Source organism: Bradyrhizobium iriomotense, from assembly GCF_018130765.1.
In the GTDB taxonomy this organism is placed as follows: Bacteria; Pseudomonadota; Alphaproteobacteria; order Rhizobiales; family Xanthobacteraceae; genus Bradyrhizobium; species Bradyrhizobium iriomotense_A.
Genome location: NZ_JAFCJZ010000004.1, coordinates 283,457 through 308,202, shown reverse-complemented (window position 1 = coordinate 308,202; position 24,746 = coordinate 283,457). Strand labels below are relative to the sequence as shown.

The window sequence follows — 24,746 nt, the reverse complement described above, 5'->3', positions numbered from 1 at the left end:
ACATGAACATCAACAAATCCGCCACGCCTCCGCTTGCACCCGAGCTGATCGAGCAATTCCGCAAGATCGTCGGCGATCGCCACGCGATCACCGATGCGACCGACATCGAGCCTTACGTCACCGAGGAGCGCAATCTGTTCCACGGCCGCTCGCCGCTGGTGCTGCGCCCGGGCTCGACCGCGGAGGTCGCCGCAATCTGCAAGCTCGCCTCGGAGCACAGGATCGCGCTGGTGCCGCAGGGCGGCAATACCGGGCTCGTCGGCGGCCAGACGCCGCATAATGGCGAGGTGGTGGTGTCGCTGCGGCGTCTCGACAAGATCCGCGAGGTCGACACCGCCTCCAACACCATGACCTGCGAGGCCGGCGTGGTGCTGCAGGTCGCGCAGCAGAAGGCGTCCGACGTCGACCGGCTGTTTCCGCTCTCGCTGGGCGCCGAAGGAAGCTGCACCATCGGCGGCAATCTCTCCACCAATGCCGGCGGCACCGCCGCGCTCGCCTATGGCGTCGCGCGCGAGATGGCGCTGGGGCTCGAGGTCGTGCTCGCCGACGGGCGCGTGCTCAACGTGCTGTCGAAGCTGAAGAAGGACAACACCGGCTACAATCTGCACAACCTCTTCATCGGCGCGGAAGGCACGCTCGGCATCATCACCGCAGCGACGCTGAAACTGTTTCCGAAGCCGCGGGCGGTCGAGACCGCCTATGTCGGACTGAAATCGCCCGACGCGGCCTTGAAGCTGCTGACGATCGCGCAGAGCGAGGCCGCCAATGCGCTGACGAGCTTTGAGCTGCTGTCGGAGATGGCGGTCGATTTCTCGGTCCGCCACGGCATCGACGTGCGCGATCCGCTTGCCGAGAAGCATCCCTGGTACGTGCTGATGGAATTGTCCTCTCCCGGCGACGACGCCCGCACGCCGCTGGAGACGATCCTCGGCCGCGCCATGGAGGAGGAGATCGTCGACGACGCCGTGATCGCGGCCAGCCTCGCCCAGCGCAACAATTTCTGGAAGCTGCGCGAGGAAATGTCGGCGGCGCAGAAGCCGGAGGGCGGCTCGATCAAGCACGACATCTCCGTGCCCGTCGCTGCCGTGCCCGCCTTCATCGAGGAAGCCAACGCCGCGGTGGTGAAGCTGATCCCGGGCGCGCGGCCGGTGCCGTTCGGCCATCTCGGCGACGGCAACCTGCACTACAATGTCAGCCAGCCGATCGGGGCCAACACGGCCGATTATCTGGCGGGCTGGCACGAGATGAACGCGGTGGTGTTCGAGATCGTGCTGCGCATGGGCGGCTCGATCTCGGCCGAGCACGGCATCGGCGTGCTCAAGCGCGACGAGCTGCCCGAGGTGAAGGACAAGACCGCGATCGAGCTGATGCGGGCGATCAAGGCGATGCTCGATCCCTACGGCATCATGAATCCGGGGAAGGTGCTGTGAGCGTGTCTCTCACGATCGATGCGATCAGCGATGCCGACGTGGAGCCGGTTGTCGCGCTGTGGCAGCGCTGCGGCCTGACGCGGCCCTGGAACGACCCGCATGCCGACATCGCGCTGGCGCGGCGGCGCGACAATTCCACCGTGCTGATCGGCCGCGAGGCCGGCGCCATCGTCGCGACCGTCATGGTCGGCCATGACGGTCATCGCGGCTGGGTCTATTACGTCGCGGTCGACCCCGACAGCCAGAAGCGCGGCTACGGCCGCCTCATCATGGCGGCCGCGGAGGACTGGCTGCGCGCGGCCGGCATCGCCAAGCTGCAGCTCCTGGTCCGGCGCGAGAACGCGCAGGCCAATGCGTTCTACGGCTCGCTCGGCTTCGAGGAATCCACCTCGGTGATGTTCCAGAAGTGGCTCGACGGCCGCGCGACGACTTCCTAGCTCCCGGAAAACAGCCATGACCATTTCCGACCGCGTCCGCATCAAGGACGTCCGCGTGCTCTCGGACAACTGGACGCCCCTGAAGACCACGACGTTCGAGTACCGGCGCGCCGATGGTGCGTGGCAGACGCAGCACCGCGAGACCTATGAGCGCGACAACGCCGCCGCCGTGCTGCCCTACAACCTTGCCCGGCGCACGGTGATCCTGGTGCGCCAGTTCCGCCTGCCGGCATTCATCCGCGGCTACGACGATCTCCTGATCGAGGCCGCCGCCGGCGTGCTCGACGATGCCTCCCCCGAAGTGCGCATCCGCGCCGAAGCCGAGGAGGAAACCGGCTACCGGCTGCACCACGTCCACAAGGTATTCGAGGCCTTCATGAGTCCAGGCGCCATCACCGAGAAGCTGCATTTCTTCGTCGCCGAGTACGAGCCCGAGATGCGCGTCAGCGACGGCGGCGGCCTCGAACATGAGGGCGAGGACATCGAGGTGCTGGAACTCTCCATCGACGACGCTCTGGCGATGATCGCCGACGGCCGCATCATCGACGCCAAGGCGATCATGCTGCTGCAATACGTGGCGCTGCATATTTTCAGGTGAACTGTCTTCCTTCTCCCCTTGCGGGAGAAGGTGGCGCGAAGCGCCGGATGAGGGGTATGCTTCCGCGAACTCCCGAGGGAGTTGGACTTGCGGAGAGATACCCCTCACCCGTCTCGCCGCTATCGCGGCGAGCCACCCTCTCCCACAGGGGGAGAGGGAAAAGGGCGCGGCTCGCTCTATCGGCGCTGCAATTCTGTCCTGCGCCGCCGCTCCCCCCGTTGAGCAACCCCAAAACTACCTCTAGTCTGTCGCCAACCAAGAACCAGGAGACGCGCCCCATGTCTGCTCCGCGCGACGACGAATTCGGCTTTGCGCCCGACTACGACTCCCCCGTCCCCTATATGCAGCGCACGCGCGATTATTACGCGGCGATCGGCTACACCACGCCGTACCGCTGGGCGCATCACACCGAGGCGCCGTTCCAGCCGCTGAAGAAGCCGCTGGCAAAATCGCGTGTCACCATCATCACCACCGCTGCGCCTTACGATCCCACCAAGGGCGACCAGGGGCCCGGTGCGGCCTATAACGGCAGCGCGAAGTTCTACCAGGTCTATGACGGCGACACGTCGCAAGAGCACGACCTTCGCATCTCCCACATCGGCTACGACCGCAAGCACACCTCGGCGACCGACAGCGGCACCTGGTTTCCGCTGCCGCAGCTGCTGAAGGCGTCCGCCGCCGGACGTATCGGCGAAGTGGCACCGCGCTTCTTCGGCGCGCCGACCAATCGCAGCCACCGCGTCACGCTCGACACCGACGCGCCGGAGATTCTTTCGCGCTGTATCGCCGACAAGGTGGACGTCGCGGTGCTGGTGCCGAACTGCCCGGTCTGCCACCAGACCACCGCGCTGGTGGCGCGGCACCTCGAGCGGAACGGCATTCCGACCGTGATCATGGGCTGCGCCAAGGACATCATCGAGCACGCGGCAGTGCCGCGCTTTTTGTTCAGCGACTTCCCGCTCGGCAATTCCGCCGGCAAGCCGCACGACGTCGCATCGCAGGCGCAGACGTTCGAACTGGCCTTGAGGCTGCTGGAGACCGCAAGCGGCCCGCAGACCACGATGCAATCGCCGCTGCGCTGGAGCGAGGACGCCTCCTGGAAGCTCGACTACAACAACGTCGCGCAGCTCTCCCCAGAGGAGCTGGCGCGGCGCCGTGCCGAATTCGACAAGCAGAAGGAGATCGCGCGCGGCAACCGCGCCGCCTGACGTCCTCCAAAAACAACAATCAGGGGAGAGAGACGTGACGCGACCGTTCGAGGGCGTGAAGATCCTGGATTTTACGCAAGTGCTGGCCGGTCCCTATGCGAGCTACCAGCTCGCGCTGCTGGGGGCGGACGTCATCAAGGTCGAGCGGCGCGAGGGCGAGGACATGCGCCGCACGCCGCTCTCCCGCGAATGGGCCGAGCGCGGGCTCGCGCCGGCGTTCCAGGCCATCAACGGCAACAAGCGCAGCCTGACGCTCGATCTGCAGAAGCCCGATGCCATCGCGATCGTGAAGAAGCTCGCCGCGCAGGTCGACGTCGTCATGGAAAACTTCCGTCCGGGCGTGATGGACAAGCTCGGCATCGGTTATGAGGCGCTCTCCGCGATCAATCCAAAGCTGATCTATTGCGCAGTCTCCGGCTTCGGCCAGACCGGCCCGGATCGCCTGCGGCCCGGCTATGACGGCAAGATGCAGGCGCTATCCGGCATCATGGCCATCACCGGCCATCCGGAGACGGGGCCGACGCGCGCAGGCTTTGCGGTGTGCGACGTGCTCTCGGGCGCCACGGCCGCATTCGGCGTGTCGAGCGCGCTGTATCAGCGAGACCGCACCGGCAAGGGGCAGCTCATCGACGTCTCCATGCTGGAGGCGACGATGGCGTTTCTCTCGGGGCAGATCGCCGACTGGTCGGTCGCCGGCCATCGCCAGCAGCTTTCGGGCAACCAGGCGGTGAGCCGCAGGACGACGGCAAACCTGTTCAAATGCGGCGACGGGCACATCCTGCTCGCCGTCAACAACGAGAAGCAGTACCGCGCGCTGATGTCCACGCTCGGCCGCGAGGACACGCTGAGCGACCCGCGCTTTGCCGACTGGTTCGCGCGCAACGAGAACGAGCCGGCGCTCCGCGCCATCATCGAGGAGGCGCTGGCGAAACGGCCGGCGCGCGAATGGGAGACGATTCTGGAAGACGCAGGCGCGCCCTGCGCCAGCATCTGGAAGGTCGAGGAGGTCATCGACCATCCGCAAATCAAGGCGCGCGGCGCGATCCAGGAGCTCGACACGCCCTACGGCCGCCTGCGCTTTGCCGGCAGCGGATTCAAGCTCGCCCATGGCGGCGGCAAGCTCGACCGGATGGCGCCGGAGCTGGGGGCGGATACGGACGCGGTGCTGAGCGAACTCGGGTTCGATGCGGCGGAGATCGCGGGGCTGAGGGCGAGAGAGATTGTGTGAAACTCCGCTGCCGTACAAAACTCCGCTGTCGTCCCGGACAAGCGCCAGCGCAGATCCGGGACCCATAACCACAGGATGGTGTTTGGCGAAGACTCGTGGTTGCCATCGCGCGCAACAACCGCTCCCTGTGGTTATGGATCCCGGATCTGCGCGCGCTTTGGGCGCGCTTGTCCGGGACGACAGCGGAGTGCTTGCCTAAAACAACGACCCCTGCCCGTCATCGGATGACGCGGCAGCAACCTTCCGCACCACCTTCTTCGGCTTCGCCGCCTCCGCCTCCATCTCCTCCGCACTGATCGGCAGGAGCAGCTGCTCGTCGTCATTGGCGACGCGGTTGACGCGGGTCGAAACAGGGTGCCAGGCGAATTCGCCGATGCGCGGTGCCGTCAACAGCGGCAGGATCGCATCGATCTCGTCGCCGCGATGATCGAGCCAGCGCTCGAAATCGCGCGGGCTGATAGTCACGGGCACGCGGTCATGCAGCGCGGCGAGATCCTCGCTGGCCGCCGCCGTCACGATCGCGACCGTGTCGAGCTCCTCGCCGTTCGGCCCGACCCAGGTCTCGAACACCGCGGCAAAGCCGAGCGGCTCGCCGTCGGCGCGATGGATGAAGAAGGGCTGCTTGCGGCCGCCCTCCGACTTCCACTCATAATAGCCGTCGGCCGGGATCAGGCCGCGGCGCCGGCGAATCGCTTTCTTGAACGCGGGCTTCTCCAGCACCGTCTCCGAGCGGGCGTTGATCAACAACGTAAATCCGCGGGGGTCCTTGACCCAGGACGGCAACAGGCCCCAGCGCATCAGGCGGAAATGGCGCGCGCCGTTCTCGACCAATACGACCGGAATCGGTTGCGTCGGGGCGACATTGTACCGGGGCGGGAAATTCGGCTGCTCGATATAGCCGAACAGTTGCCGCAAAGCCGCGGGGGCCGAAGTTATGACGAAGCGTCCACACATCCTTGGGGGCCTATATAGGGTCCGTTCAGGTCCTTTTAACCCCGAACGTTAACACTGCGGCAGATGAGCTCAACGGCCACCCAACCCGCCCGGCATGTACAGACGGGCCCCGAGGCTGCGGCCTGGGCCGAACGGCTGCGCGTGGCCAACATCAACCCGCGGACCGGGCTTGCCACTGACTATCTCAACCATTTCAATGAAGCCGTGATGCTGCTGGAAATGGTCCCTGATATGCCGGAATGCGCCGAAGATTTTTTGACCTGGTCGCCGCTGTCCTATGCCGAGCATTTCACGGCGTCGAACTTCAAGGCGCGGGACCTCGCGATCGAGGCCTATGAGAAGGCCGATCCCAACGTGCGCGCCCAGTTCGACCACATCACGGACACCATGACCTCGATCCTGACCGCGGTCGGCTCGGCCATGCGCGAGGTCGAGAAGGACACGACCCGCGTTCGCCTCGCCGAGCAGGCCACGCTCTGGGTCAAGCCGCTGATCGCGGCCTGCGGCGGCATCATCAATGGCGGCGCGGAGGCCGACGTCGACACCATCATGGCGAACTAGCGCCATGTCCGCCGTCGTCCAGCCCAGCCATCCCCAGATCGCCGTCAGTGCCGCGATTTTTCGCGACGGCAAGGTGCTTCTGACCCGCCGCGCCCGCTCGCCCGCAAAAGGGTTCTATTCGCTGCCCGGCGGCCGGGTCGAGTTCGGCGAATCGCTGCACCAGGCGCTCAAGCGCGAGGTCGACGAGGAAACCGGGCTCGAGATCGAGATCATTGGGTTAGCCGGCTGGCGCGAGGTGCTGCCGGCCGCGCCCGGCGCCGGCCACTACCTCATCATGTCCTTTGCCGCCCGCTGGGTGGCCCGGGAGCCGGTCCTGAACGACGAGCTCGACGATTACTGCTGGATCGCCCCGGACGCCCTGGCGAGCCTTGGCGACCTCAAGCTGACCGGGGGGCTGGAGGAGGTCATCCAGTCCGCCCACCGGCTGCTGGGGGCCTGACGGCCCGCCTTGCGCCCGCCGTCCCGAGGGGGCATACAGCCGCCGATGTTGACGCGATTTCTGGCCATTTTTGCCCTGATTGTCGCCTGCGCCTGCGCGCCCGCCCGGGCCCAGGACGTGGCAGCGCCGTTTGACGGCGAATTGCAGCGGCTGGCCGAGATCCTCGGCGGGCTGCATTATCTGCGCGGCATCTGCGGGTCCAACGAAGGCAACAAATGGCGCAGCGAGATGCAGGCGCTGATCGATGCCGAAACTCCCTCCGGCGAGCGCCGCACCCGCATGATCGCCGGCTTCAACCGCGGCTATAACGGCTTCCAGCAGACCTATCGGAGCTGCACGCCCGCCGCGACGGTGGCGATCCGCCGCTATATCGAGGAAGGCTCGAAGATCTCGCGCGATCTCACCGCGCGCTACGCGAACTGAATTCTCTCTGTCATTCCGGGGCGCGACGAAGTCGCGAGCCCGGAATCCATCTGGCCGCAGAGACTGCCGAACAATGGATTCCGGGCTCGCGCTGCGCGCGCCCCGGAATGACGGAGTGCTGGAACCCTGTCATCGAGTTTGTTCACAGCCGTTAACCGTTCCTAAAGATGTAGCCTAGCGGGCGTTAATACGCGTGCTACACCTCTCGTACAGCGCATCGCCGTGGACGCGCCCCAGCCCTGATCGAGTTTCATGAGCCAGCCGATTTCCTACGCCCCCGACCGTGCGCCACTGCCCGATCACGAGCAGAAGCAGGCAGCCCTGAGCTATCTCAACGAGGCCTGGGCCGAGGCGCGCCATGACGGCGTCGACGGCGACTGCCTGGCGCAGGCGAGCCTGTTCGCCGCATTCGCCGAACTCGTCGGCACCTATGGCGAGGACGCGGTCGCGAAATTCGTCGAGGGTTTTCCCGGCCGCATTCGCAACGGCGAATTCTCCGTCGACATCTCCAGGCAGTAAGCCCTGCCTCGAAAATGACCCCGCCACGCGGGCGGGGCCAGTTGACGGATGAATGACTTTGCGACGACAAGGTCGCGAAGTCTGCCGCCTTTATCGCACGGAAGCCGTCTCCCGCGGACAAGCATTAGTCTCGCGATGAGCGGGAGATATTCCCGACAGAGCCGGGAACGCGCTCCCTCCTCCTTCTCACGGCTCGATCTTGAGCGTCGCTTTCATGTTCGGATGATAGCGACAGTAGTACTCGACCGTTCCAGCTTTCTTCACGACTGATGTCGCCGACTTCTTCGGCGGCAGCGTCACGTCGAAATCGCCGTTCTTCGCAGTGGCGGTGTGGGCGAAGACGTCCTTGTTGATCCAGGTGATGGTATCGCCGACCTTCGCCGATACCTCAGCCGGAGCGATCACGAGATTCTCCATCGTGATCTCTATCGTCGCGGCGCGCGCCGGGACTGATATCGACAGGAAGATGACCGCAAGCGCGATCGAAGCGAGGCGTCCCGGCATCCCACCCTCTCTATTTCAGCTCGACCGCGACATGCTCGGCGTGCTGCTGATGGCCCTGAAAGATCTTCAGGCCGGTCTGCAACAGGCTCTTCAGCTCGGCATTGCTGGCGGACGGAATGAGCTGGGTCTCCAGCGCGCCGTTGACCGCCTTGTGGTAGGCGACCTCGTTCGCGACATAGGCCTTGTCGAACGCTGCGCCGCTCAGCTTGTCGAGCTCGGCCAACTTGTCGCTCGCCTGCTTCGACAGCGCCTTGCTGGTGTCGTTGTCTTCAGGGGTGACGTTCAGCTTCTTGACCAGCGCCAGCGCCTGCTTGTTGACCGCCTCGTGGTCGCGCAGCATGTCCTCGGCGAACGCCTTCACGTCCTTGTTCTTCGCTTTTTTCTGCGCCTGCTTGGCGGCGTTGATGTCGATCACGCCGGCGGTGTAGGCGATATGGGCGATCTGCGGATCGGTCGGCTTGTCGGCGGCGCTGGCGCCTTGCAGCGCAGGGCTCGACAGCAGAATTGCCGCGGCGACCGCCGCGCTCCAACGGATGAACATGGTTTGACACTCCTGTGATGCCGGACGTTTCGCCGGCGCGTTGCTTCACAGGAATTGGATGGGCGTTTCGCGCAAACGTTCCCGGAAAATTTCAGCCGCCTACACCGAGCCGCTTCAGCACCGCTTCGGTCAGGCGCTCGCAGCGCCAGCCGGCAAACGGGAAGGCATCCATCATCACCGGGCCGATCTCTTTCTCGACATTCTCGCGCAGCATGGTGCGGGCGCGATGCAGCCGCGTCTTCACCGTCTCGGGTTTCACGCCGAGCAGATCGGCGGTCTCCTCGATGTTCATGCCCTCCATGACGCGTGCGACGAACACCATGCGAAAAACGTCCGGCAACTCGTCGATGGCGCGTTCGACGACGCGCTGGATTTCACGTTGGGCCATGGTCCTTTCCGGATCGCCTGCGGGAGAAACGGGAAATTTGATGATCTGCGCCTCGAGCGCGGCTTCCGACACCGAGCCGAGCTCGACATGCGGCCTCGCGCTTCGCGACCGGCCAAGCGCCTCGTTGATGGCGATGCGCGACAGCCAGGTCGACAGGCCGGACTCACCGCGGAAGCCGTCGAGATGGGTGAAGGCGCGCAGATAGGTTTCCTGCACCACGTCCTCGGCTTCGCTGTCGCTACGCAGAATTGCGCGCGCGAGGCGGTATAGCCTGCGGTTGTTGGCCTGCATGATCTCGCGCAGCGCGGCCTCGTCGCGGCCCCTCGCGCGATCGATCAGTTCGGCTTCCGATGACCGGATTTCTGATGCCTTGACGTTCGGTCCCTTGGCCCCGGCGGCGGTCCCTTGCATGGCGGTTACCTGCTCGTTTCGCATCGTTCCGGACATTGGATGCAGGCCAAGTGAAAAGGTTCCTGACTTTCTTACCCGGCCCTGGAGGGGGAGGGTAAGAAAGACCTAATCCGTCTCGATCGGCAGTGACGGATCCCGCGCCCATTCGCCCATCGAGCCGTCGTACAGCGTCAGCTTGTCGTAGCCGAGCTGGGTCAGCAGCAAGAGGTCGATCGTCGCCGAGATGCCGCCCCCGCAATACACGATCACATTCTTGTCGCGCGTGACGCCCTGGGCGACGAACTTTGCTTCCGCATCCGCAAGATTCGTCAGCGTCTTGTCGGCATTGACAAGCGTTGGGGCTGGCACGTTGACGCTGCTCGGCACGCGGCCGGGCCGACCGTAGCGGCTCGGCTCGAGGCCTTGGTGAAACTGCGGCAAGAGCGCGTTGACGATGGCCGTCGCGGGATCACCGATCCGCGCCTTCACGACATCCTTGTCGACGAAGAAGCCCGCGCGCGGCGCGGCCTTGAAGGTCGTGGCCGGATAGCCCTTCGGTGCGCCCGTCTCGACCGGCCGCCCCTCTTCCTTCCATTTGTCGCGGCCGCCGTCGAGCACGCGGGCATCGACGCCGAGTGAGCGCAGCATCCACCAGAACCGCGTCGACCACATCATAGTGCCGATGCTGTAGAGCACGATGGTCTTGCTCGCATCGAGGCCGTGGCGGCCGAAGGCCGCCTCGAGCTGGGCCACTTCAGGCATCATGTAGAGCGGCCGCGCGGAGGTGTCGGAGAACTCGCCTTGCAGGTCGAGGAAATCGGCACCGGGAATGTGGCCGGCTGCGAATGTCTTGTCGCCCGGTACCGCACGATAGGGCACGTCGCTGCCCGGCGGGACAGGTTCATTGTAGGTCGTGCAGTCGTAGAGGCGGAGATTGGGATCGCCAAGGATCGCGGCCAGTTGCCCGGTGGTGATGAGGGGTGTCGGTTGGGACATGCGATGACCTCTCCAACGTCGTCGTCCTGGCGAAAGCCAGGACCCATTACCACCGCATTATCTGGCTGCGGGCAAGTGTGGCCACCAATCTTCGCAACAATACCCGGTCGGGGTTATGGGTCCTGGCTTTCGCCAGGACGACACCGAGTGTGAAGCGTATCTGTGCCATCTAACGACCAAGGCCCCTACTGCTTCAGCGTCTCCAGAAACCGCACCGGCTCGCCTTGCGAGGGCGTCACCAGCTCGCCCTGCCACATCACGCGGCGGCCGCGGATGAAGGTGCCGACGGGCCAGCCTGTCACGCGGACGCCATCGTAAGGCGTCCAGCCGGCCTTGGAGGCCACCCATTTGTTGGTGATGGTTTCGCTGCGCTTGAGATCGACGATGGTGAAGTCGGCGTCATAGCCCGCGGCGATCCGGCCCTTGCAGGCCATGTTGTAGAGGCGCGCGGGGCCGGCACTGGTGAGATCGACGAAGCGGGCGAGCGACAGGCGGCCCGCATTGACGTGGTCGAGCATCAGCGGCACCAGCGTCTGCACGCCGGTCATGCCGGAGGGCGAGGCCGGATAGGTCTTCTGCTTCTCTTCCAGCGTGTGCGGAGCATGATCCGAGCCGAGCACGTCGATGATGCCCTGCTCGATGCCGCGCCAGATGCCGGCGCGGTGATCGGCGCCGCGCACCGGCGGGTTCATCTGCGCCAGCGTGCCGAGCCGCTCGTAGCACTCCGGCGCGACGAGGGTGAGATGATGCGGCGTCGCCTCGCAGGAGGCAACATCCTTGTGGTCGCGCAGGAACTCGATCTCTTCCTTGGTCGAGATGTGCAGCACGTGGATACGCTTGCCGGTTTCACGCGCGAGCTTGACGAGGCGCTGCGTCGCCATCAGCGCCGCGGCCTCGTCGCGCCAGACCGGATGCGAGCGCGGATCGCCCTCGATGCGCAGCGGCTTGCGCTCGTTGAGGCGGTACTCGTCCTCGGCATGGAATGCGGCGCGGCGGCGGATCACCTGGAAGATGCGGCGCAGGCTTTCGTCGTCCTCCACCAGCAGCGCGCCGGTGGACGAGCCGATGAACACCTTGACGCCGGCGCAGCCCGGCGCGCGCTCCAGCACCGGCAGGTCCTGCACGTTCTCGCGGGTGCCACCGATGAAGAAGGCGAAATCGCAGTGCATGCGGTGATGGGCGCGCTTCACCTTGTCGGTGAACTCGGCCTCATTCACAGTCAATGGGGACGTGTTCGGCATCTCGAACACGGCGGTGACGCCGCCCATCACGGCGCTGCGCGAGCCGGTCTCGAGGTCTTCCTTCTGCTCCAGCCCGGGCTCGCGGAAATGCACCTGCGTGTCTATCACGCCGGGCAGGATGTGCAGGCCCTTGCAGTCGATCACCTCGGCGGCTGAGCCTTGCGACAGCGCGCCGATCTCGGCGATGCGGCCATTGGCAATGCCAATGTCGCGCTGGCCCTCGCCGTCCTGGTTGACGACCGTGCCGCCCTTCAAGATCACATCAAAACGCTGGGTCATGGGGCCTCTCTCATCCCCAAGCGCAGGGCTCGAGGTCTTGTCGTTTATGCCTTGCGGGCTTACGTTCCGGAGCAACATGTCGCAAGAGATTTTCGCATGAAATCAGCGTTTCTTCCCGACCGGGGCGTGGTCAAAGTCGCGGGCGAGGATGCGCGCAACTTCCTCAACGGCCTGATCACGACCGACGTCGACAGGCTGAAGCCGGGCTTGGGGCGATTCGGCGCGCTGCTGACGCCACAGGGCAAGATCATCGTCGATTTCCTGATCACGGAGGTGCCGGCCGGCCATGGCGGCGGGTTCCTGATGGATTGCCCGAAGGTGCTGGCGGAGACCCTCGCCACCAAGCTGAAATTCTACAAGCTGCGCGCCAAGGTGACGGTGGAAAACCTCGATCTCGGCGTGCTCGCGGCCTGGGACGGCCAGCTTGCGGCGCAACCGGACCTTGCCTTCGCCGATCCGCGCAACGATGCGCTCGGCACTCGCATCCTGATCCCCGAGGATCTCAAGCAGAAGCTGTCCGACCTGATCGGTGCCGACCTCGTCGACGCGGCCGACTATGAGGCGCACCGCATCGCGCTCGGCGTGCCGCGCGGCGGGCTCGATTTCATGTACAGCGATGCCTTCCCGCACGAGACCAACATGGACCGCCTCGCCGGCGTCGATTTCGACAAGGGCTGCTATGTCGGCCAGGAGGTCGTCTCGCGCATGCAGCATCGCGGCACCGCGCGCACCCGCAGCGTCAAGGTGCTGCTCGATGACATCTCGCCGGAAGTCGGCGTCAGCATTCTCGCAGGCGACAAGCCGGTCGGGACCATGGGCTCGTCGGCGCAAGGCAAGGGCATCGCGCTCGTGCGTATCGACCGCGTCGCCGACGCGCTCGATGCCGGCCAGCCGCTCACGGCCGGTGGCCTTGCCCTGACGCTCGCCGAACCTGACGTCGTCCGCGTTCCAGCCAAGCAGCCCACCGCATGAGCCGCGCTCCCCGCCTGCATCCCGACGGCCTGACCCGCTGCCCCTGGCCCGGCGAAGATCCGCTCTACATCGCCTATCACGACACCGAATGGGGTGTGCCGGAGTATGACGACCGCGCGCTGTACGAGAAGCTGATCCTCGATGGCTTCCAGGCCGGCCTGTCCTGGATCACGATCTTGCGCAAGCGCGACAATTTCCGCAAAGCTTTTGACGATTTCCAGCCGGAGAAGATCGCGCGCTACAATGCCAAGAAGGTCCATGCGCTGATGAACGATGCCGGCATCGTGCGCAACCGCGCCAAGATCGACGGCGCGATCCTGAGCGCGAAGTCGTATCTCGACATCATGGAGAAGGGCCCGGGCTTCTCAAAGCTGCTGTGGGACTTCATGGGCGGAAAGCCCAAGGTCAACCATTTCAAGACAACCGCGAGCGTGCCGGCCTCGACGCCGCTGTCGGTGCAGATCTCCAAGGAGCTGTCCGCGCGCGGCTTCAAGTTCGTCGGCCCGACCATCGTCTACGCCTTCATGCAGGCAACCGGCATGGTCAACGACCATCTCGTCGACTGTCACTGCCACGCGACCTGCGGCAAGACGCAGCGCAAGCCGCGCCTCAAGGTCAAATGACCGCGAAGAAGACCGCACGCGGCGCGGAGTCCCGCGCCTGGCAGCGCATGCTGTCGGGACGGCGGCTCGACCTGCTCGATCCCTCCCCGCTCGATGTCGAGATCGCCGACATCGCCCATGGGCTGGCGCGCGTCGCGCGCTGGAACGGGCAGACCACCGGCGCGCACATCTTCTCGGTCGCGCAGCATACGCTGCTGGTGGAAACCGTGCTTCGGCACGAGATGCCGCGCGTGGACCAGCGCATGCGGCTCGCCGCATTGCTGCACGATGCGCCCGAATACGTGATCGGCGACATGATTTCGCCGTTCAAGGCCGTGCTCGACGGCCATTACAAGGCGGTGGAGAAACGGCTGCTCGGCGCCATCCACATCCGCTTCGGCCTGCCCCCGGTGCTGGCAGACGAGATCACCCAGGCTATCAAGGCCGCCGATCGCGGTGCGGCTTATCTCGAGGCGACCGAGCTTGCGGGCTTCAGCGAGAGCGAGGCGCGGCGCCTGTTCGGTAAGGATCCGGGCCTCTCCGACAGCGTCCGGCGCGACTATCTCACGCCCTGGACCGCGGCACGGGCGGAGAAGCAGTTTCTGGAGCGGTTTGGCGCGGTGTTTGCGTAGGTCCTGTAGGCGGTTGGTGGCGCCTCAATCTCTGCTGTCGTCCCGGCCTAGTGCGCAATTGCACACGGGGGGCCGGGACCCATAACCACAGGGAGAGGTTGCGGCGCAAAACTGATCACCACGAGCCTTCGCAAAACCTAATCCTGTGGTTATGGGTCCCGGGTCGGCGCGCGCTTGTGGCGCGCTTGTCCGGGACGACGGTGAGGCTTCGCTTTGCCCACCCTACGGCCGCGGCTATAATCAACAAAAAGGTCCGCCATGATCCACGTCTGTTCCCTCGCCGCGCTTCCCGAAACCGTCCGCCTCACCAGGGCCAGCCATGTGCTGACCGTGATGGCCAATGTCGAGCAGGTGGCGCGTCCGGTATCCGTGCTGCCGGCCAACCATCTCAAGGTGTCGATGGACGACATCACCGAGGAGATGGACGGCTTCGTCGCACCGTCCGAGACGCATATCGAGCAGGTGCTGAACTTCGTGCGCGGCTGGGACCGCAGCGCGCCGCTGGTGGTGCATTGCTATGCCGGCATCAGCCGCTCCACCGCGAGCGCCTTTGCCGCCGTCTGCGCGCTCAATCCGCATCGCGACGAGATCGAGATCGCTAAGAAGATCCGCGCGGCCTCGCCGATCGCCTCGCCGAACCGGCGCATCGTCGGCCTCGCCGACCGCGCGCTCGGTCGCAACGGCCGCATGCTGCGCGCGCTCGACGAGATGGGCCCGGGCGCGATGATGGTCGAGGGCCGCCCCTTCGTGATCGAGCTCGAATGACACAAGCGATCTCAGCCGCATGAGCGAGACGCTGCTGACACCGATCGAGATCGGCCTGACCGCTGCGATCGTCGCGATCGAGGACCATGAACCGCTGATCCTCACCGCGCACAGCAGTGACGGGCTGGCGGGCCTGCCGTTCGGGCCGTTCGACGCGCTGAGCCATCGCACCTTCGAGATCGGCCTGCGCGCCTGGGTCGAGGCGCAGGCGGGCCTGCGGCTCGGTTATGTCGAGCAGCTCTACACCTTCGGCGATCGCGGCCGTCATGCCGAGGCCGGCGACACCGGCGCGCATATGGTGTCGATCGGCTATCTCGCGCTCACACGCGCCGCGGGCGGCGAGCTCGCGGCAAACGGCGCAAGCTTCGAGCCGTGGTACCGCTTCCTGCCCTGGGAGGACTGGCGCGAGGAGCCGCCCGCCATCATCGCCCGCGACATCATCCCGGCGCTGACCAAGTGGGCCGAAGAAGAACCCCCCGAGACGACGCGCGCGCTGCCGCGCAAGGATCGCGTGCGGTTCTATTTCGGCCTCGACGGCGCGCCCTGGGACGAGGAGCGCGTGCTCGACCGCTACGAGCTGCTCTACGAGGCCGGGCTGATCGAGGAGGCGCGGCGCGACGGCCGTCCTGCGGCATTAGCGCGCAAGGCGCTGCCGGCGCTCGGGACCTCGATGCGGTTCGATCACCGCCGGATTCTCGCCACGGGAATCGCGCGGCTGCGCGCAAAACTGAAGTATCGTCCTGTGGTGTTTGAACTTTTGCCCGCCGAGTTCACACTCACGGAATTGCAGCATACGGTGGAAGCGATCTCCGGCCGGCATCTGCACAAGCAGAATTTCCGCCGCCTGGTCGAAACGGAAGCCCTGGTCGAACCGACCGGCGTGATGTCGACACAGACGGGCGGACGGCCGGCAGCGCTCTACCGCTTCCGCCGCGAGGTGCTCCAGGAGCGGCCCGCGCCGGGCTTGCGCGTTCGCTCCCGGCGCTAGACCCTGATATTTGTGGTACCGGCCCCTGCCCGCCGGTTGCCTGGAGGCTTCATGTTCGACGGCCCGTTCGACGTCTTTGCGCTGATCATTGCGATCATCGCCTTCCTGATCGCGATCAAGGCGGCCAGCCAGGCGACCGAGTTGCGCCGCCAGCTCAACTTGCTCGAAGGGAAGTTTTATGCGCAGCGGCCAGTGCAACCGCCGCCGCTGATGCCCGCGCAGGTTCAGGCTGAAGCGCCCGCAACGCCCGCCGACGAGCCGCCGCCGCTGGCTCCCGAAGCGGAGCCGGCACCCCCTCCGCTCGTCACCGAAGAGGTTTCACCGCCCCCGCTCGAACCGGGCACGGACACTGATGCGCCGCCTCCGGTGCCGGAGGCCGCGCCCGCGCCCGGCTTTGAAGAGCGTCTCGGCACGCGCTGGGTGGTCTGGATCGGCGGCCTTGCGCTCGCGCTCGGCGGCTTCTTCATGGTGCGCTATTCAATCGAGGCCGGCCTCCTCGGCCCCGGCGTGCGCGTCTTCCTCGGCGGCCTGTTCGCAGCCGCGCTTCTCGGCGCCGGCGAATGGACGCGGCGCAAGGAGAGCATCTCCGCCATCGCGGCGCTGCCGATCGCCAACATCCCCGCGATCCTCACCGCCGCCGGAACGGCGGTGGCGTTCGCCACCATCTATGCGGCCTATGCGCTCTATGGCTTCCTCGTGCCCGCCACCGCCTTCGTGCTGCTCGGCATCGTTGCGATGGGCACGCTCGCCGCAGCGCTGCTGCACGGGCCAGCGCTCGCCGGCCTCGGCGTGGCCGGCGCCTTTGTGACGCCGATCCTCGTCTCCAGCGGCAAGCCGGATTACTGGGCGCTCTACATTTATCTGGCCGTCGTCACCGCCGCGAGCTTTGGCCTCGCCCGCATCCGGCTGTGGCGCTGGCTTGCGGTCACGACCATCGCCTTCGCGGTGCTCTGGATCTTCCCGGGGCTCGATACCGAACAGGTGCAAGTCGCGCCGCACGCCTTCCATGTCATGGCGGGCTTCGTGCTCGCCGCGCTGCTCGTGGTCTGCGGCTTCATGTTCGGCCCGACCATCGAGGACGGCGAGATCGAGCCGGTCTCGTCGGGCGCGCTCGGCGCCTATCTGTTCGGCGCGATGCTGGTCGTGCTGTCGAGCGCGCATGCGGATCTGGCGCTGATCGCCTTCACGCTTCTGGTCGGCGGGACGCTGTTCGTGGCCTGGCGCGCGCCTGCGGCGACCGGCGCACTCGGTGCGGCTGCTGCGACCGTGTTCATCGTGTTCGCCGAATGGGCGGTGCGCGCCAACCCCGACATGCTGGTGCTGCCGGGCGGCCCGATGCCGGGCGTCGGCCCTGTCGCGACCGACAGTTCGGTGACGCTGCATCTGGTGACGGCCGCGATCTTCGCCGCCGGCTTCGGCGTCGCCGGCTTCTTCGCGCAGGGCCGGTCGAATTCCGCGATCATTCCCGTGGTGTGGTCGGCGGCGGGCGTCGCCACGCCGATCGCGATCCTCGTTGCGCTCTATGCGCGCATCGCCCATCTCGACCGCTCGATCCCGTTCGCGATCCTCGCCGTGCTGCTCGCCGCGGCCTTTGGCGCCGCGACCGAAGCCTTGATGCGTCGCGAAGACCGGCCGGGCGTCGCAACCTCGACCGCATTGTTCGCCACCGGCACGCTCGGTGCGCTGGCGCTGGCGCTGACCTTTGCGCTGGAGAAGGGCTGGCTCACCATTGCGCTGGCGCTGATGTCGCTCGGCACCGCCTGGATCTCGTTGCAGCGCCCGATTCCGGTGCTGCGCCGGTTAGCTGCCATCTTCGCCGCGATCGTCACCGCACGCATCGTCTATGATCCGCGCATCGTCGGCGATGCCGTCGGCACGACGCCGATCTTCAACTGGCTGCTGTGGGGCTACGGCCTGCCGGCGGCCTCGTTCTGGGGTGCGAGCATCTTCCTGCGTCGCCGCGCTGACGATGTCCCCTTGCGCGTCGTCGAGGCGGCCGCGATCCTGTTCACGGCGCTGCTCGCCTTCGTCGAAATCCGTCATTTCGCCACCGGCGGCCAGATGACATCGGCGCCGTCGCTGCTCGAATGCGCGCTACAAGTCTGTATCGCACTCGCCATGGCGATCGGGCTGGAGCGCCTGCGGCTGCGCAGCCGCAGCATCGTGCACAATGTCGGTGCGGTCGTGCTGACGGCGATCGCCGGGCTCATCAGCGTGTTCGGCCTCTTCATCCTGGAGAACCCGCTGATCTGGCACATCGACGTCGGCGGTGCGGTGTTCAACCTGCTGCTGCTCGGCTATGCGCTGCCGGCGGTGCTGATGCTGCTATTGTCCTACGCGGTGGTCGGCGAGCGCGGCAAGGTCTACGCCAACACCATCGCCGGCGGCGCACTGGTGTTCGCGCTCGCCTACGTGACGCTGGAGATCCGCCGCTTCTATCACGGCCCGATCCTTTCCACCGGCCCGACGACGGGCGCCGAGCAGTACACCTATTCGATCGGCTGGCTCGCCTTCGGCGTCGTGCTGCTCGGGGTCGGCATTCTCGTCAACTCGGAACGGGCGCGGCTGGCTTCCGCCGCCGTCATCGCGTTGACGATCCTGAAGGCGTTCGTCATCGACATGTCGACGCTGACAGGCGTCTACCGCGCGCTGTCGTTCATGTGCCTCGGCATCGTGCTGGTCGCGATCGGCTGGCTCTACCAGCGCATCCTGTTCCGGCGGCAGGCCCCACCGCCGCCGGCGCCGCAGACGGGCAGCTAGCGATCAGGCCGCGCGGACCGACTCCAGGAACTGCGCGACCTCGACCTTGAGGCGCGTGCTGTCGGTCGCCAGCGACTTCGCCGCCGACAGCACCTCGACCGAGGCCTCGCCGGTCTCGATCGCGCCGCGCTGCACGTCGGTGATGTTGGAGGAGACCTCCTGTGTGCCGAGCGAAGCCTGCTGGACGTTGCGCGAGATCTCCTGCGTCGCGGCGCCCTGCTGCTCGACGGCGGCGGCAATCGCTGCCGACACTTCGGACAGCCGCTCGATGGTGCCGCCAATCTCCTGGATCGCGCTGACGGACTCTTCCGTCGCCGCCTGGATGCCCGACACCTGCGCCCCGATCTCGCCGGTCGCCTTCGCCGTCTGCTCGGCCAGCGCCTTGACCTCGGACGCCACGACCGCGAAGCCGCGGCCGGCTTCGCCCGCCCGTGCCGCCTCGATGGTCGCGTTCAGCGCCAGCAGATTGGTCTGGCCCGCAATGGTGTTGATGAGCTCGACCACGTCGCCGATGCGGGAGGCCGCCTGCGACAGCGCGTTGACGCGCTCGTTCGTACGCGCCGCCTGCTCGACCGCCTCGGTCGCCATCCGCGCCGAATCCTGCACGCGCCGGCTGATCTCGGTGATCGAGGACGACAGTTCTTCGGAGGCAGACGCCACGGCCTGGACGTTGGTGGAGGCTTCCTCGGAGGCCGCCGCAACGACGGTGGCGAGCTCCTTTCCGCGCTGCGCGGTGCTGGTCAGCGTCGACGCCGACGCCTCGAGCTCGGTCGAGGCCGAGGAGACGGTGCCGACGACTTCGCCGATCATCGCCTCGAACTTGCGCGTGATGGCATCGACCCGGCGGCCGCGCTCGATCTTGGCCTCGGCGTCGAGCCTGGCCGCCTCGTCGGCCGCCCGCTTGGCGATCAGCGCTTCCTTGAAGATCTGCAGCGCATCCGCCATCGATCCGATCTCGGTCCTCTCGCCGCGATGCGGCACCTCGGCCGAGAGGTCGCCCTCGCCGAGCGACTGCATCGGCTTGATGATTGAAGCAATGCCACGCGAAACGTCACGCACGAGATAATAGGCGGCGCCGATCGCGATGATGACCGAGAGCACGATGATGCCGACCAGCACGCGGAAGATCAGCGCATAGCTGTCGGCCGCCTGCTTCGTCTCCAGCTCGGCACCGCTGTTGTTGAGCTCAATGCCCTTCTGCAGCAGCGGATCGGCCGCCTGGGCCATCTTCGCGACCTTGGTCTGCAGCATCTCATTGGCATCGGCCGGAAAACGGCCGACGCTCTTGCGCGACAGCGCCATCACGTCCTGCACGCCGTTCAAATACTCGGCCCACGCCTTGGCCCACTGCTCATAGAGCGAGCGCTCTTCGAACGAATTGATCAAGGGCTCGTAGACCTTGCGCGTCTTCTCGATCCGTTCGCGCAGCGAGGCCAGCCGCTTCTCGGCGGCGTCCTTGCCCTCGGCGCTGTCCTGCATCAGGTGCAGGCGGAGCGCGACGCGCAGCTCGTTGATGTCGGCGCGGAGCGAACCGAGCGCGCGCACGCTCGGCAGCCAGCTTTCCGCTATCTCGACCGTGTGGGCATTGATGTTCTGCATGGTGCCGATCGCCGTCACGCCGACGCCGGCGAGCGAGAGCACGAGAACTGACAGCACGGTCAGAAGCTTGAAGACGATCGACAACTTCGACATCACGACAAATCCCGGTGAAGACCTAGCAACGCACGAATGACATGCGCCGCAATCGTCGCGACAGGACGACAGGGCGGAAGTCAGTTCATCAATGCTGGCTGGTTCTTATCCCCTCAGATTGCGCTGATAGTTGCAAACAGGCGTTAACAGGAACCTACGTAAAACTACGCGGCCGCACTGGCTGCCGTTATTTTTTCCGCAACCAGTTGTTGCGGTCGCGCAGATATCCCGCTGCGTCACACCAGCACACCGCAATGCAACATTCGAACGGCGGCACCGACATCGTCACGCAGCCCGCACCGACTCCAGGAAGCGCGCGACTTCGCCCTTCAGCCGGTTGCTCTCCCGCGACAGCGACTGAGCAGCCGAATGCACCTGCGCCGAAGCCGCGCCGGTCTCGCCGGCGCCGCGCTGGACGTCGCCGATATTCGCCGAGACTTCGGACGTGCCGTGCGCGGCATGCTGGATGTTGCGGGAGATCTCCTGCGTCGCCGCGCCCTGCTCCTCCACCGCGGCGGCGATGGTCGACGAGATCTCCGACATCCGCGCGATGGTGTCGCCGATCTCCTTGATCGCGCCGACGGAATCTTCCGTCGCGGTCTGGATCGCGCCGATGTGCTGGCTGATCTCGCCGGTTGCCTTCGCGGTCTGCTCGGCGAGCGCCTTCACTTCGGTTGCGACGACCGCAAACCCCTTGCCGGCTTCACCGGCCCGCGCCGCCTCGATCGTCGCGTTCAGCGCCAGGAGATTGGTCTGGGCGGCGATGGTGTTGATCAATTCGACCACGTCGCCGATGCGGCTCGCCGCTTTCGTCAAATCGGCGACGCGCGCGTTGGTGCGCTCGGCTTGTCCGACCGCAACGTCGGCGACGCGGGCCGATTCCTGCACCTGGCGGCTGATCTCGGAGATCGAGCTCGTCATCTCCTCGCTCGCTGATGACACCGACTGCACGTTGGCGGATGCCTCCTCCGAGGCCGCTGCAACAGCGGTCGCAAGCCCGTTGCCGCGTTCGGCGGCCTGCGTCAGCGTGTTGGAGGAGGCCTCGAGCTCGGTTGCCGCCGACGAGACGGTCTCGATGATCTCGCCGACCGCGCCTTCGAACGTGTCGGCGAGCCGACGCATGTCGGCCTTGCGCTGTTCGCGTCCGCGCGCATCCGCTTCCAACTGTTCAACGCGCAGCCGCTCGGCCTCCGCCATGCTGGTCCTGAACACCTCGACGGCGCCGGCCATTTCGCCGATCTCGTCCCTGCGCCCGACGCCGGGAACGGAGATCGAGAGTTCGCCGCGCGCAAGTCGCGTCATTGCGCCGACCATGGCACCGAGCGCCTTCGAGATCGAGCGTCCCAGGAGAAAGCCGACGGCGGCAAGCACGACGACGGTGACACCAAAGGCGACAACCATCCACAACCGCACGACCTCGCGGGTGGTGGCCTCGGCGACCTCCGCCTGCCTGGACATGGCATCAACCGCCGACCGCACCTCGACCATGACAGGCTCGATCTCGCGGAAGGTCTTCATCATGCTGGCATCAAGGGCCGCGCTCTGCTGCGCGGTCTCCGCCCAGGCCGAAAACTCGGACTGGTATTTCTGGAGCTTGGCCATGATGTCGTTCATCACCGCCGTAGGGACTGCAACGACCTCTATCGCCTTGGAAAATTCAGCCGCGGCCTTCTTCACCTCGGCAATGTACTTTGGGTCGCGCCGCAGCATGAAGTCCTTCTCATGCCGGCGCATCATCAGCATCCAGCTCGTCGTCCTGGGATCGTCGATTTCCTTCAGCTTGGTCTCGATGTCGTGCACGGCAGTGCGGAGCGAGCCGGACAGGCCGAGCGTCTCGGACAGGCCGAGCCTGGTCTCCGCAACCACCAGCGCGGCGAAATCCGACGCGTAGCGCCTGAAGCCGTCCTGAGCCTGCTTCATCTTGTCCGACAGCGCTTTCATGCCACCGGCCGCCATCAGCCGCTGCACCTCGTCGAAATCGCGGTTGATCGGCCCGATCAGCTCGGCATGCGCCTTGGCGGAGCTTTCGGTGCGCCGCTGCTGGAAGTTCTTCTCGTTGCGGCGCGCCTCCAGCATCTCGATCGAGAGCTGCTTGTCGAGATCGGCGATGGCGCGGGCGCGATTGGCAGTGTCGCGGGAAGCATCCTGGGACAGGCTGCCGATCTCGTAGATCGCGCCAAAAGCGACGAGGCCGATGAGGCCGAAAAGTCCGATCGCCATGACCTTGTGGGTCAGGCGGATGGAAGGGCCACTCATGAATGTGCTCCAACGAATCGAGACGCAATACGCAGAGGGCGACTCAGCGCCCGGAATATTGCGGGCATCATGACTGCGTCGCTTTTCCGGAAGGTTAACCCTGCGTGCATTGGTCATGGCGCCGAAATATGAACGCGCGCAGCCGCCACGCTTTCACGCGCGACGGTTGCGGATCGAATCTTCCGAAGGACGGCCGCTCTCAGGCGGCCCGCACCGTCTCGAGAAATTTCCCAACCTCGAGCTTGAGGCGATTGCTGTCGCCGGACAGCATCTGCGCGGCGGACAGCACCTGCGAGGAGGCCGAGCCGGTCTCGCTCGCGCCACGCTGTACGTCGGTGATGTTGGACGAGACCTGCTGCGTGCCGTGCGCGGCCTGCTGCACATTGCGGGAAATCTCCTGCGTTGCCGCGCCCTGCTCTTCCACCGCAGCCGCGATCGTCGAGGAGATCTCCGACAACTTTTCGATGGTGTCGCTGATGTTCTTGATGGCGCCGACCGATTCCTGTGTCGCAGCCTGGATGCCGGAGATCTGCTGGCCGATCTCGCCGGTTGCCTTCGCCGTCTGCTCGGCGAGCGCCTTGACCTCTGATGCGACGACCGCAAAGCCCTTGCCGGCCTCGCCCGCGCGCGCCGCCTCGATCGTGGCATTGAGCGCCAAGAGGTTGGTCTGGCCCGCGATGGTGTTGATCAGCTCGACGACGTCGCCGATGCGCGTCGCCGCCTTGGACAGTTCGCTGACGCGCTCGGTGGTGGTGCGGGCCTGCCCGACGGCTTCGCTCGCCACGCGAGCGGATTCCTGCACCTGCCGGCTGATCTCCGTGATCGAGGAGGACAGCTCTTCCGTGGCCGAGGCCACCGACTGCACGTTGGTGGAGGCTTCTTCCGAGGCTGCCGCGACCATGGTTGTGAGCTGTTGCGTACGCTCGGCGGTCGAGGTGAGCGTAGTGGCGGACGCCTCGAGCTCAGTCGAGGCCGATGACACCGTCCCGACGATCTCGCCGACGGCGCCTTCGAAACTGTCGGCAAGCCTGCGCATCTCCGATTTGCGCTGCTCGGCTGCGATCTGATCCTGCCGCATCTTGGCTTCGGCTTCCTCGCGCGCCTTCTGCTCGGACACGATCTTGAATTTCTCGACGGCGCCCGCAACCTCGCCGACCTCGTCCTTGCGGCCGAGGCCCGGCAGAATCACCGAGAAGTCACCTGCGGCGAGCTTCTCCATCGCCGACGTCAACGCGCGCATGGGCCGCGCGATGCTGAAGACGGAGAAGATGCACGCGCCGATCAGAACCAGCGCGACCAGCACGCCCGTGACGAGCGACACCCGGGCAACGGACGCGGCCTCGGCTTCCGCCTCCGCACGGGCCTCGGCGCTGCTCTTCTTGGCGAAGTTGGTGATCTGGTCGGCGAGCTCGGATATCTCTTCGTTGATCGGCGCCAGCATCTCCTTGCGGATGCGGTTGACCTCGGCCGTGAGCCTGGCGTGCTCCGCCGCCGCTTCGCCGTCCTTCTTGCCGTCGAGCACGAGCTCCTGCTTGCGGATGGCTTCGATCTGCTGCTCGCCTTTGCCGAAATTTCCGATCAGCACGGTCAGGCGGTCGATCCGCTTGCGGTTTTCCGGCGAGTGCGACAGCTTCGCCATCTCCCCCGAGAATTTCAGCGCCGCCGTCTGGCGATCGCCGAAATAGGTGACGGCCTTCTGCATCTCGGCCGGCGAGGATGAGGTCAGGATATCGCGAATGCCGATCTGCATCCCGCGGACCGAGGCCTTCGCCTCCGCGGCGTTTTGCGCGACCGCCTGCTGTCCCGATGCGGCGTTGCTGAGCCTCTGGACTTCGGTGCCACCGCTCATCTGGAGGAAGATCATCAGCGCGACGAGCCCGATGGTCAGCGCGGAGGTGACGGCGAGCTTGGTGCCAATTCGCAGGTTCTGAATGAACGACATT

24 protein-coding genes are annotated in these 24,746 nt (G+C 66.0%); 15 read left to right on the top strand and 9 right to left on the bottom strand.

Features of this window, described 5'->3' with window-relative positions; genetic code table 11:
• The first annotated feature begins 2 nt into the window (after positions 1–2).
• The 5 genes from JQ635_RS10095 to JQ635_RS10075 all read left to right on the top strand — a co-directional run bounded on the left by JQ635_RS10095 (position 3) and on the right by JQ635_RS10075 (position 4,901).
• The gene (locus JQ635_RS10095) at positions 3–1,430 is read left to right on the top strand and encodes an FAD-binding oxidoreductase (protein WP_211409865.1); all 1,428 of its coding nucleotides are present in this window, start codon (positions 3–5) and stop codon (positions 1,428–1,430) included.
• Complete coding sequence (locus JQ635_RS10090) at positions 1,427–1,867, top strand: GNAT family acetyltransferase (protein ID WP_211409703.1); 441 nt, start codon at positions 1,427–1,429, stop codon at positions 1,865–1,867. The genes JQ635_RS10095 and JQ635_RS10090 overlap by 4 nt, the downstream gene beginning before the upstream one ends.
• Positions 1,868–1,883: 16 nt before the next feature.
• Positions 1,884–2,465, top strand: a complete 582-nt coding sequence (locus tag JQ635_RS10085) for an NUDIX domain-containing protein (protein WP_211409702.1) — start codon at positions 1,884–1,886, stop codon at positions 2,463–2,465.
• 278 nt (positions 2,466–2,743) lie between these two features.
• The gene (locus tag JQ635_RS10080; protein ID WP_211409701.1) at positions 2,744–3,673 is read left to right on the top strand and encodes a glycine/sarcosine/betaine reductase selenoprotein B family protein; all 930 of its coding nucleotides are present in this window, start codon (positions 2,744–2,746) and stop codon (positions 3,671–3,673) included.
• A 34-nt stretch (positions 3,674–3,707) separates the two neighbouring features.
• On the top strand, positions 3,708–4,901 hold the full coding sequence (locus tag JQ635_RS10075; RefSeq protein WP_211409700.1) for a CaiB/BaiF CoA transferase family protein: 1,194 nt from the start codon (positions 3,708–3,710) through the stop codon (positions 4,899–4,901).
• Positions 4,902–5,096: 195 nt separating this feature from the next.
• Here the strand turns inward: JQ635_RS10075 and JQ635_RS10070 are convergent, their stop codons facing one another.
• A complete protein-coding gene (locus tag JQ635_RS10070) occupies positions 5,097–5,855 on the bottom strand; it encodes an SOS response-associated peptidase (protein ID WP_211409699.1) in 759 nt (252 codons plus the stop codon).
• Between the two features lie 63 nt (positions 5,856–5,918).
• On the opposite strand from JQ635_RS10070, the gene JQ635_RS10065 reads away from it, so the two are divergent.
• The 4 genes from JQ635_RS10065 (at position 5,919) to JQ635_RS10050 (ending at position 7,797) form a co-directional block, all read left to right on the top strand.
• On the top strand, positions 5,919–6,416 hold the full coding sequence (locus tag JQ635_RS10065) for a hypothetical protein (RefSeq protein WP_063691864.1): 498 nt from the start codon (positions 5,919–5,921) through the stop codon (positions 6,414–6,416).
• A gap of 4 nt (positions 6,417–6,420) precedes the next feature.
• Complete coding sequence (locus JQ635_RS10060; protein ID WP_211409698.1) at positions 6,421–6,855, top strand: NUDIX hydrolase; 435 nt, start codon at positions 6,421–6,423, stop codon at positions 6,853–6,855.
• Positions 6,856–6,900: 45 nt separating this feature from the next.
• The gene (locus tag JQ635_RS10055) at positions 6,901–7,278 is read left to right on the top strand and encodes a TIGR02301 family protein (protein ID WP_211409697.1); all 378 of its coding nucleotides are present in this window, start codon (positions 6,901–6,903) and stop codon (positions 7,276–7,278) included.
• A 252-nt stretch (positions 7,279–7,530) separates the two neighbouring features.
• Complete coding sequence (locus JQ635_RS10050; RefSeq protein ID WP_018648760.1) at positions 7,531–7,797, top strand: hypothetical protein; 267 nt, start codon at positions 7,531–7,533, stop codon at positions 7,795–7,797.
• A gap of 186 nt (positions 7,798–7,983) precedes the next feature.
• On the opposite strand, the gene JQ635_RS10045 is transcribed toward JQ635_RS10050, so the two are convergent.
• The 5 genes from JQ635_RS10045 to JQ635_RS10025 all read right to left on the bottom strand — a co-directional run bounded on the left by JQ635_RS10045 (position 7,984) and on the right by JQ635_RS10025 (position 12,136).
• Complete coding sequence (locus JQ635_RS10045) at positions 7,984–8,301, bottom strand: cupredoxin domain-containing protein (RefSeq protein WP_211409696.1); 318 nt, start codon at positions 8,299–8,301, stop codon at positions 7,984–7,986.
• A gap of 10 nt (positions 8,302–8,311) precedes the next feature.
• Positions 8,312–8,842, bottom strand: coding sequence for a DUF4142 domain-containing protein (locus JQ635_RS10040; RefSeq protein WP_211409695.1), 531 nt, complete (start codon positions 8,840–8,842; stop codon positions 8,312–8,314).
• A gap of 91 nt (positions 8,843–8,933) precedes the next feature.
• Entirely contained in the window at positions 8,934–9,641 is a 708-nt protein-coding gene (locus JQ635_RS10035; protein ID WP_211409694.1) for an RNA polymerase sigma factor, read from the bottom strand.
• 105 nt (positions 9,642–9,746) lie between these two features.
• Complete coding sequence (locus tag JQ635_RS10030) at positions 9,747–10,616, bottom strand: sulfurtransferase (RefSeq protein WP_211409693.1); 870 nt, start codon at positions 10,614–10,616, stop codon at positions 9,747–9,749.
• 185 nt (positions 10,617–10,801) lie between these two features.
• A complete protein-coding gene (locus JQ635_RS10025; protein WP_211409692.1) occupies positions 10,802–12,136 on the bottom strand; it encodes a dihydroorotase in 1,335 nt (444 codons plus the stop codon).
• Between the two features lie 96 nt (positions 12,137–12,232).
• On the opposite strand from JQ635_RS10025, the gene JQ635_RS10020 reads away from it, so the two are divergent.
• The 6 genes from JQ635_RS10020 (at position 12,233) to JQ635_RS09995 (ending at position 18,855) form a co-directional block, all read left to right on the top strand.
• Complete coding sequence (locus tag JQ635_RS10020) at positions 12,233–13,108, top strand: YgfZ/GcvT domain-containing protein (protein ID WP_211409691.1); 876 nt, start codon at positions 12,233–12,235, stop codon at positions 13,106–13,108.
• Positions 13,105–13,731 carry a DNA-3-methyladenine glycosylase I gene (locus tag JQ635_RS10015; RefSeq protein ID WP_211409690.1) on the top strand — a complete coding sequence of 209 codons (627 nt, stop codon included), beginning with the start codon at positions 13,105–13,107 and terminating at the stop codon, positions 13,729–13,731. The genes JQ635_RS10020 and JQ635_RS10015 overlap by 4 nt, the downstream gene beginning before the upstream one ends.
• Positions 13,728–14,342, top strand: a complete 615-nt coding sequence (locus JQ635_RS10010) for a YfbR-like 5'-deoxynucleotidase (RefSeq protein ID WP_211409689.1) — start codon at positions 13,728–13,730, stop codon at positions 14,340–14,342. The genes JQ635_RS10015 and JQ635_RS10010 overlap by 4 nt, the downstream gene beginning before the upstream one ends.
• Positions 14,343–14,600: 258 nt before the next feature.
• Positions 14,601–15,107: a tyrosine phosphatase family protein gene (locus JQ635_RS10005; protein ID WP_018648769.1), complete on the top strand. Its 507-nt coding sequence runs from the start codon at positions 14,601–14,603 to the stop codon at positions 15,105–15,107.
• Between the two features lie 19 nt (positions 15,108–15,126).
• Positions 15,127–16,095 (top strand): NUDIX hydrolase, encoded by a 969-nt coding sequence (locus JQ635_RS10000; RefSeq protein WP_211409688.1) that lies wholly within the window; start codon positions 15,127–15,129, stop codon positions 16,093–16,095.
• Positions 16,096–16,146: 51 nt separating this feature from the next.
• On the top strand, positions 16,147–18,855 hold the full coding sequence (locus JQ635_RS09995) for a DUF2339 domain-containing protein (protein WP_211409687.1): 2,709 nt from the start codon (positions 16,147–16,149) through the stop codon (positions 18,853–18,855).
• A 3-nt stretch (positions 18,856–18,858) separates the two neighbouring features.
• Here the strand turns inward: JQ635_RS09995 and JQ635_RS09990 are convergent, their stop codons facing one another.
• The 3 genes from JQ635_RS09990 to JQ635_RS09980 all read right to left on the bottom strand — a co-directional run bounded on the left by JQ635_RS09990 (position 18,859) and on the right by JQ635_RS09980 (position 24,745).
• Positions 18,859–20,547 carry a methyl-accepting chemotaxis protein gene (locus tag JQ635_RS09990; protein ID WP_211409686.1) on the bottom strand — a complete coding sequence of 563 codons (1,689 nt, stop codon included), beginning with the start codon at positions 20,545–20,547 and terminating at the stop codon, positions 18,859–18,861.
• Positions 20,548–20,832: 285 nt separating this feature from the next.
• Positions 20,833–22,803 (bottom strand): methyl-accepting chemotaxis protein, encoded by a 1,971-nt coding sequence (locus JQ635_RS09985; RefSeq protein ID WP_211409685.1) that lies wholly within the window; start codon positions 22,801–22,803, stop codon positions 20,833–20,835.
• A 199-nt stretch (positions 22,804–23,002) separates the two neighbouring features.
• Complete coding sequence (locus JQ635_RS09980) at positions 23,003–24,745, bottom strand: methyl-accepting chemotaxis protein (protein ID WP_211409684.1); 1,743 nt, start codon at positions 24,743–24,745, stop codon at positions 23,003–23,005.
• Position 24,746 lies beyond the last annotated feature (1 nt).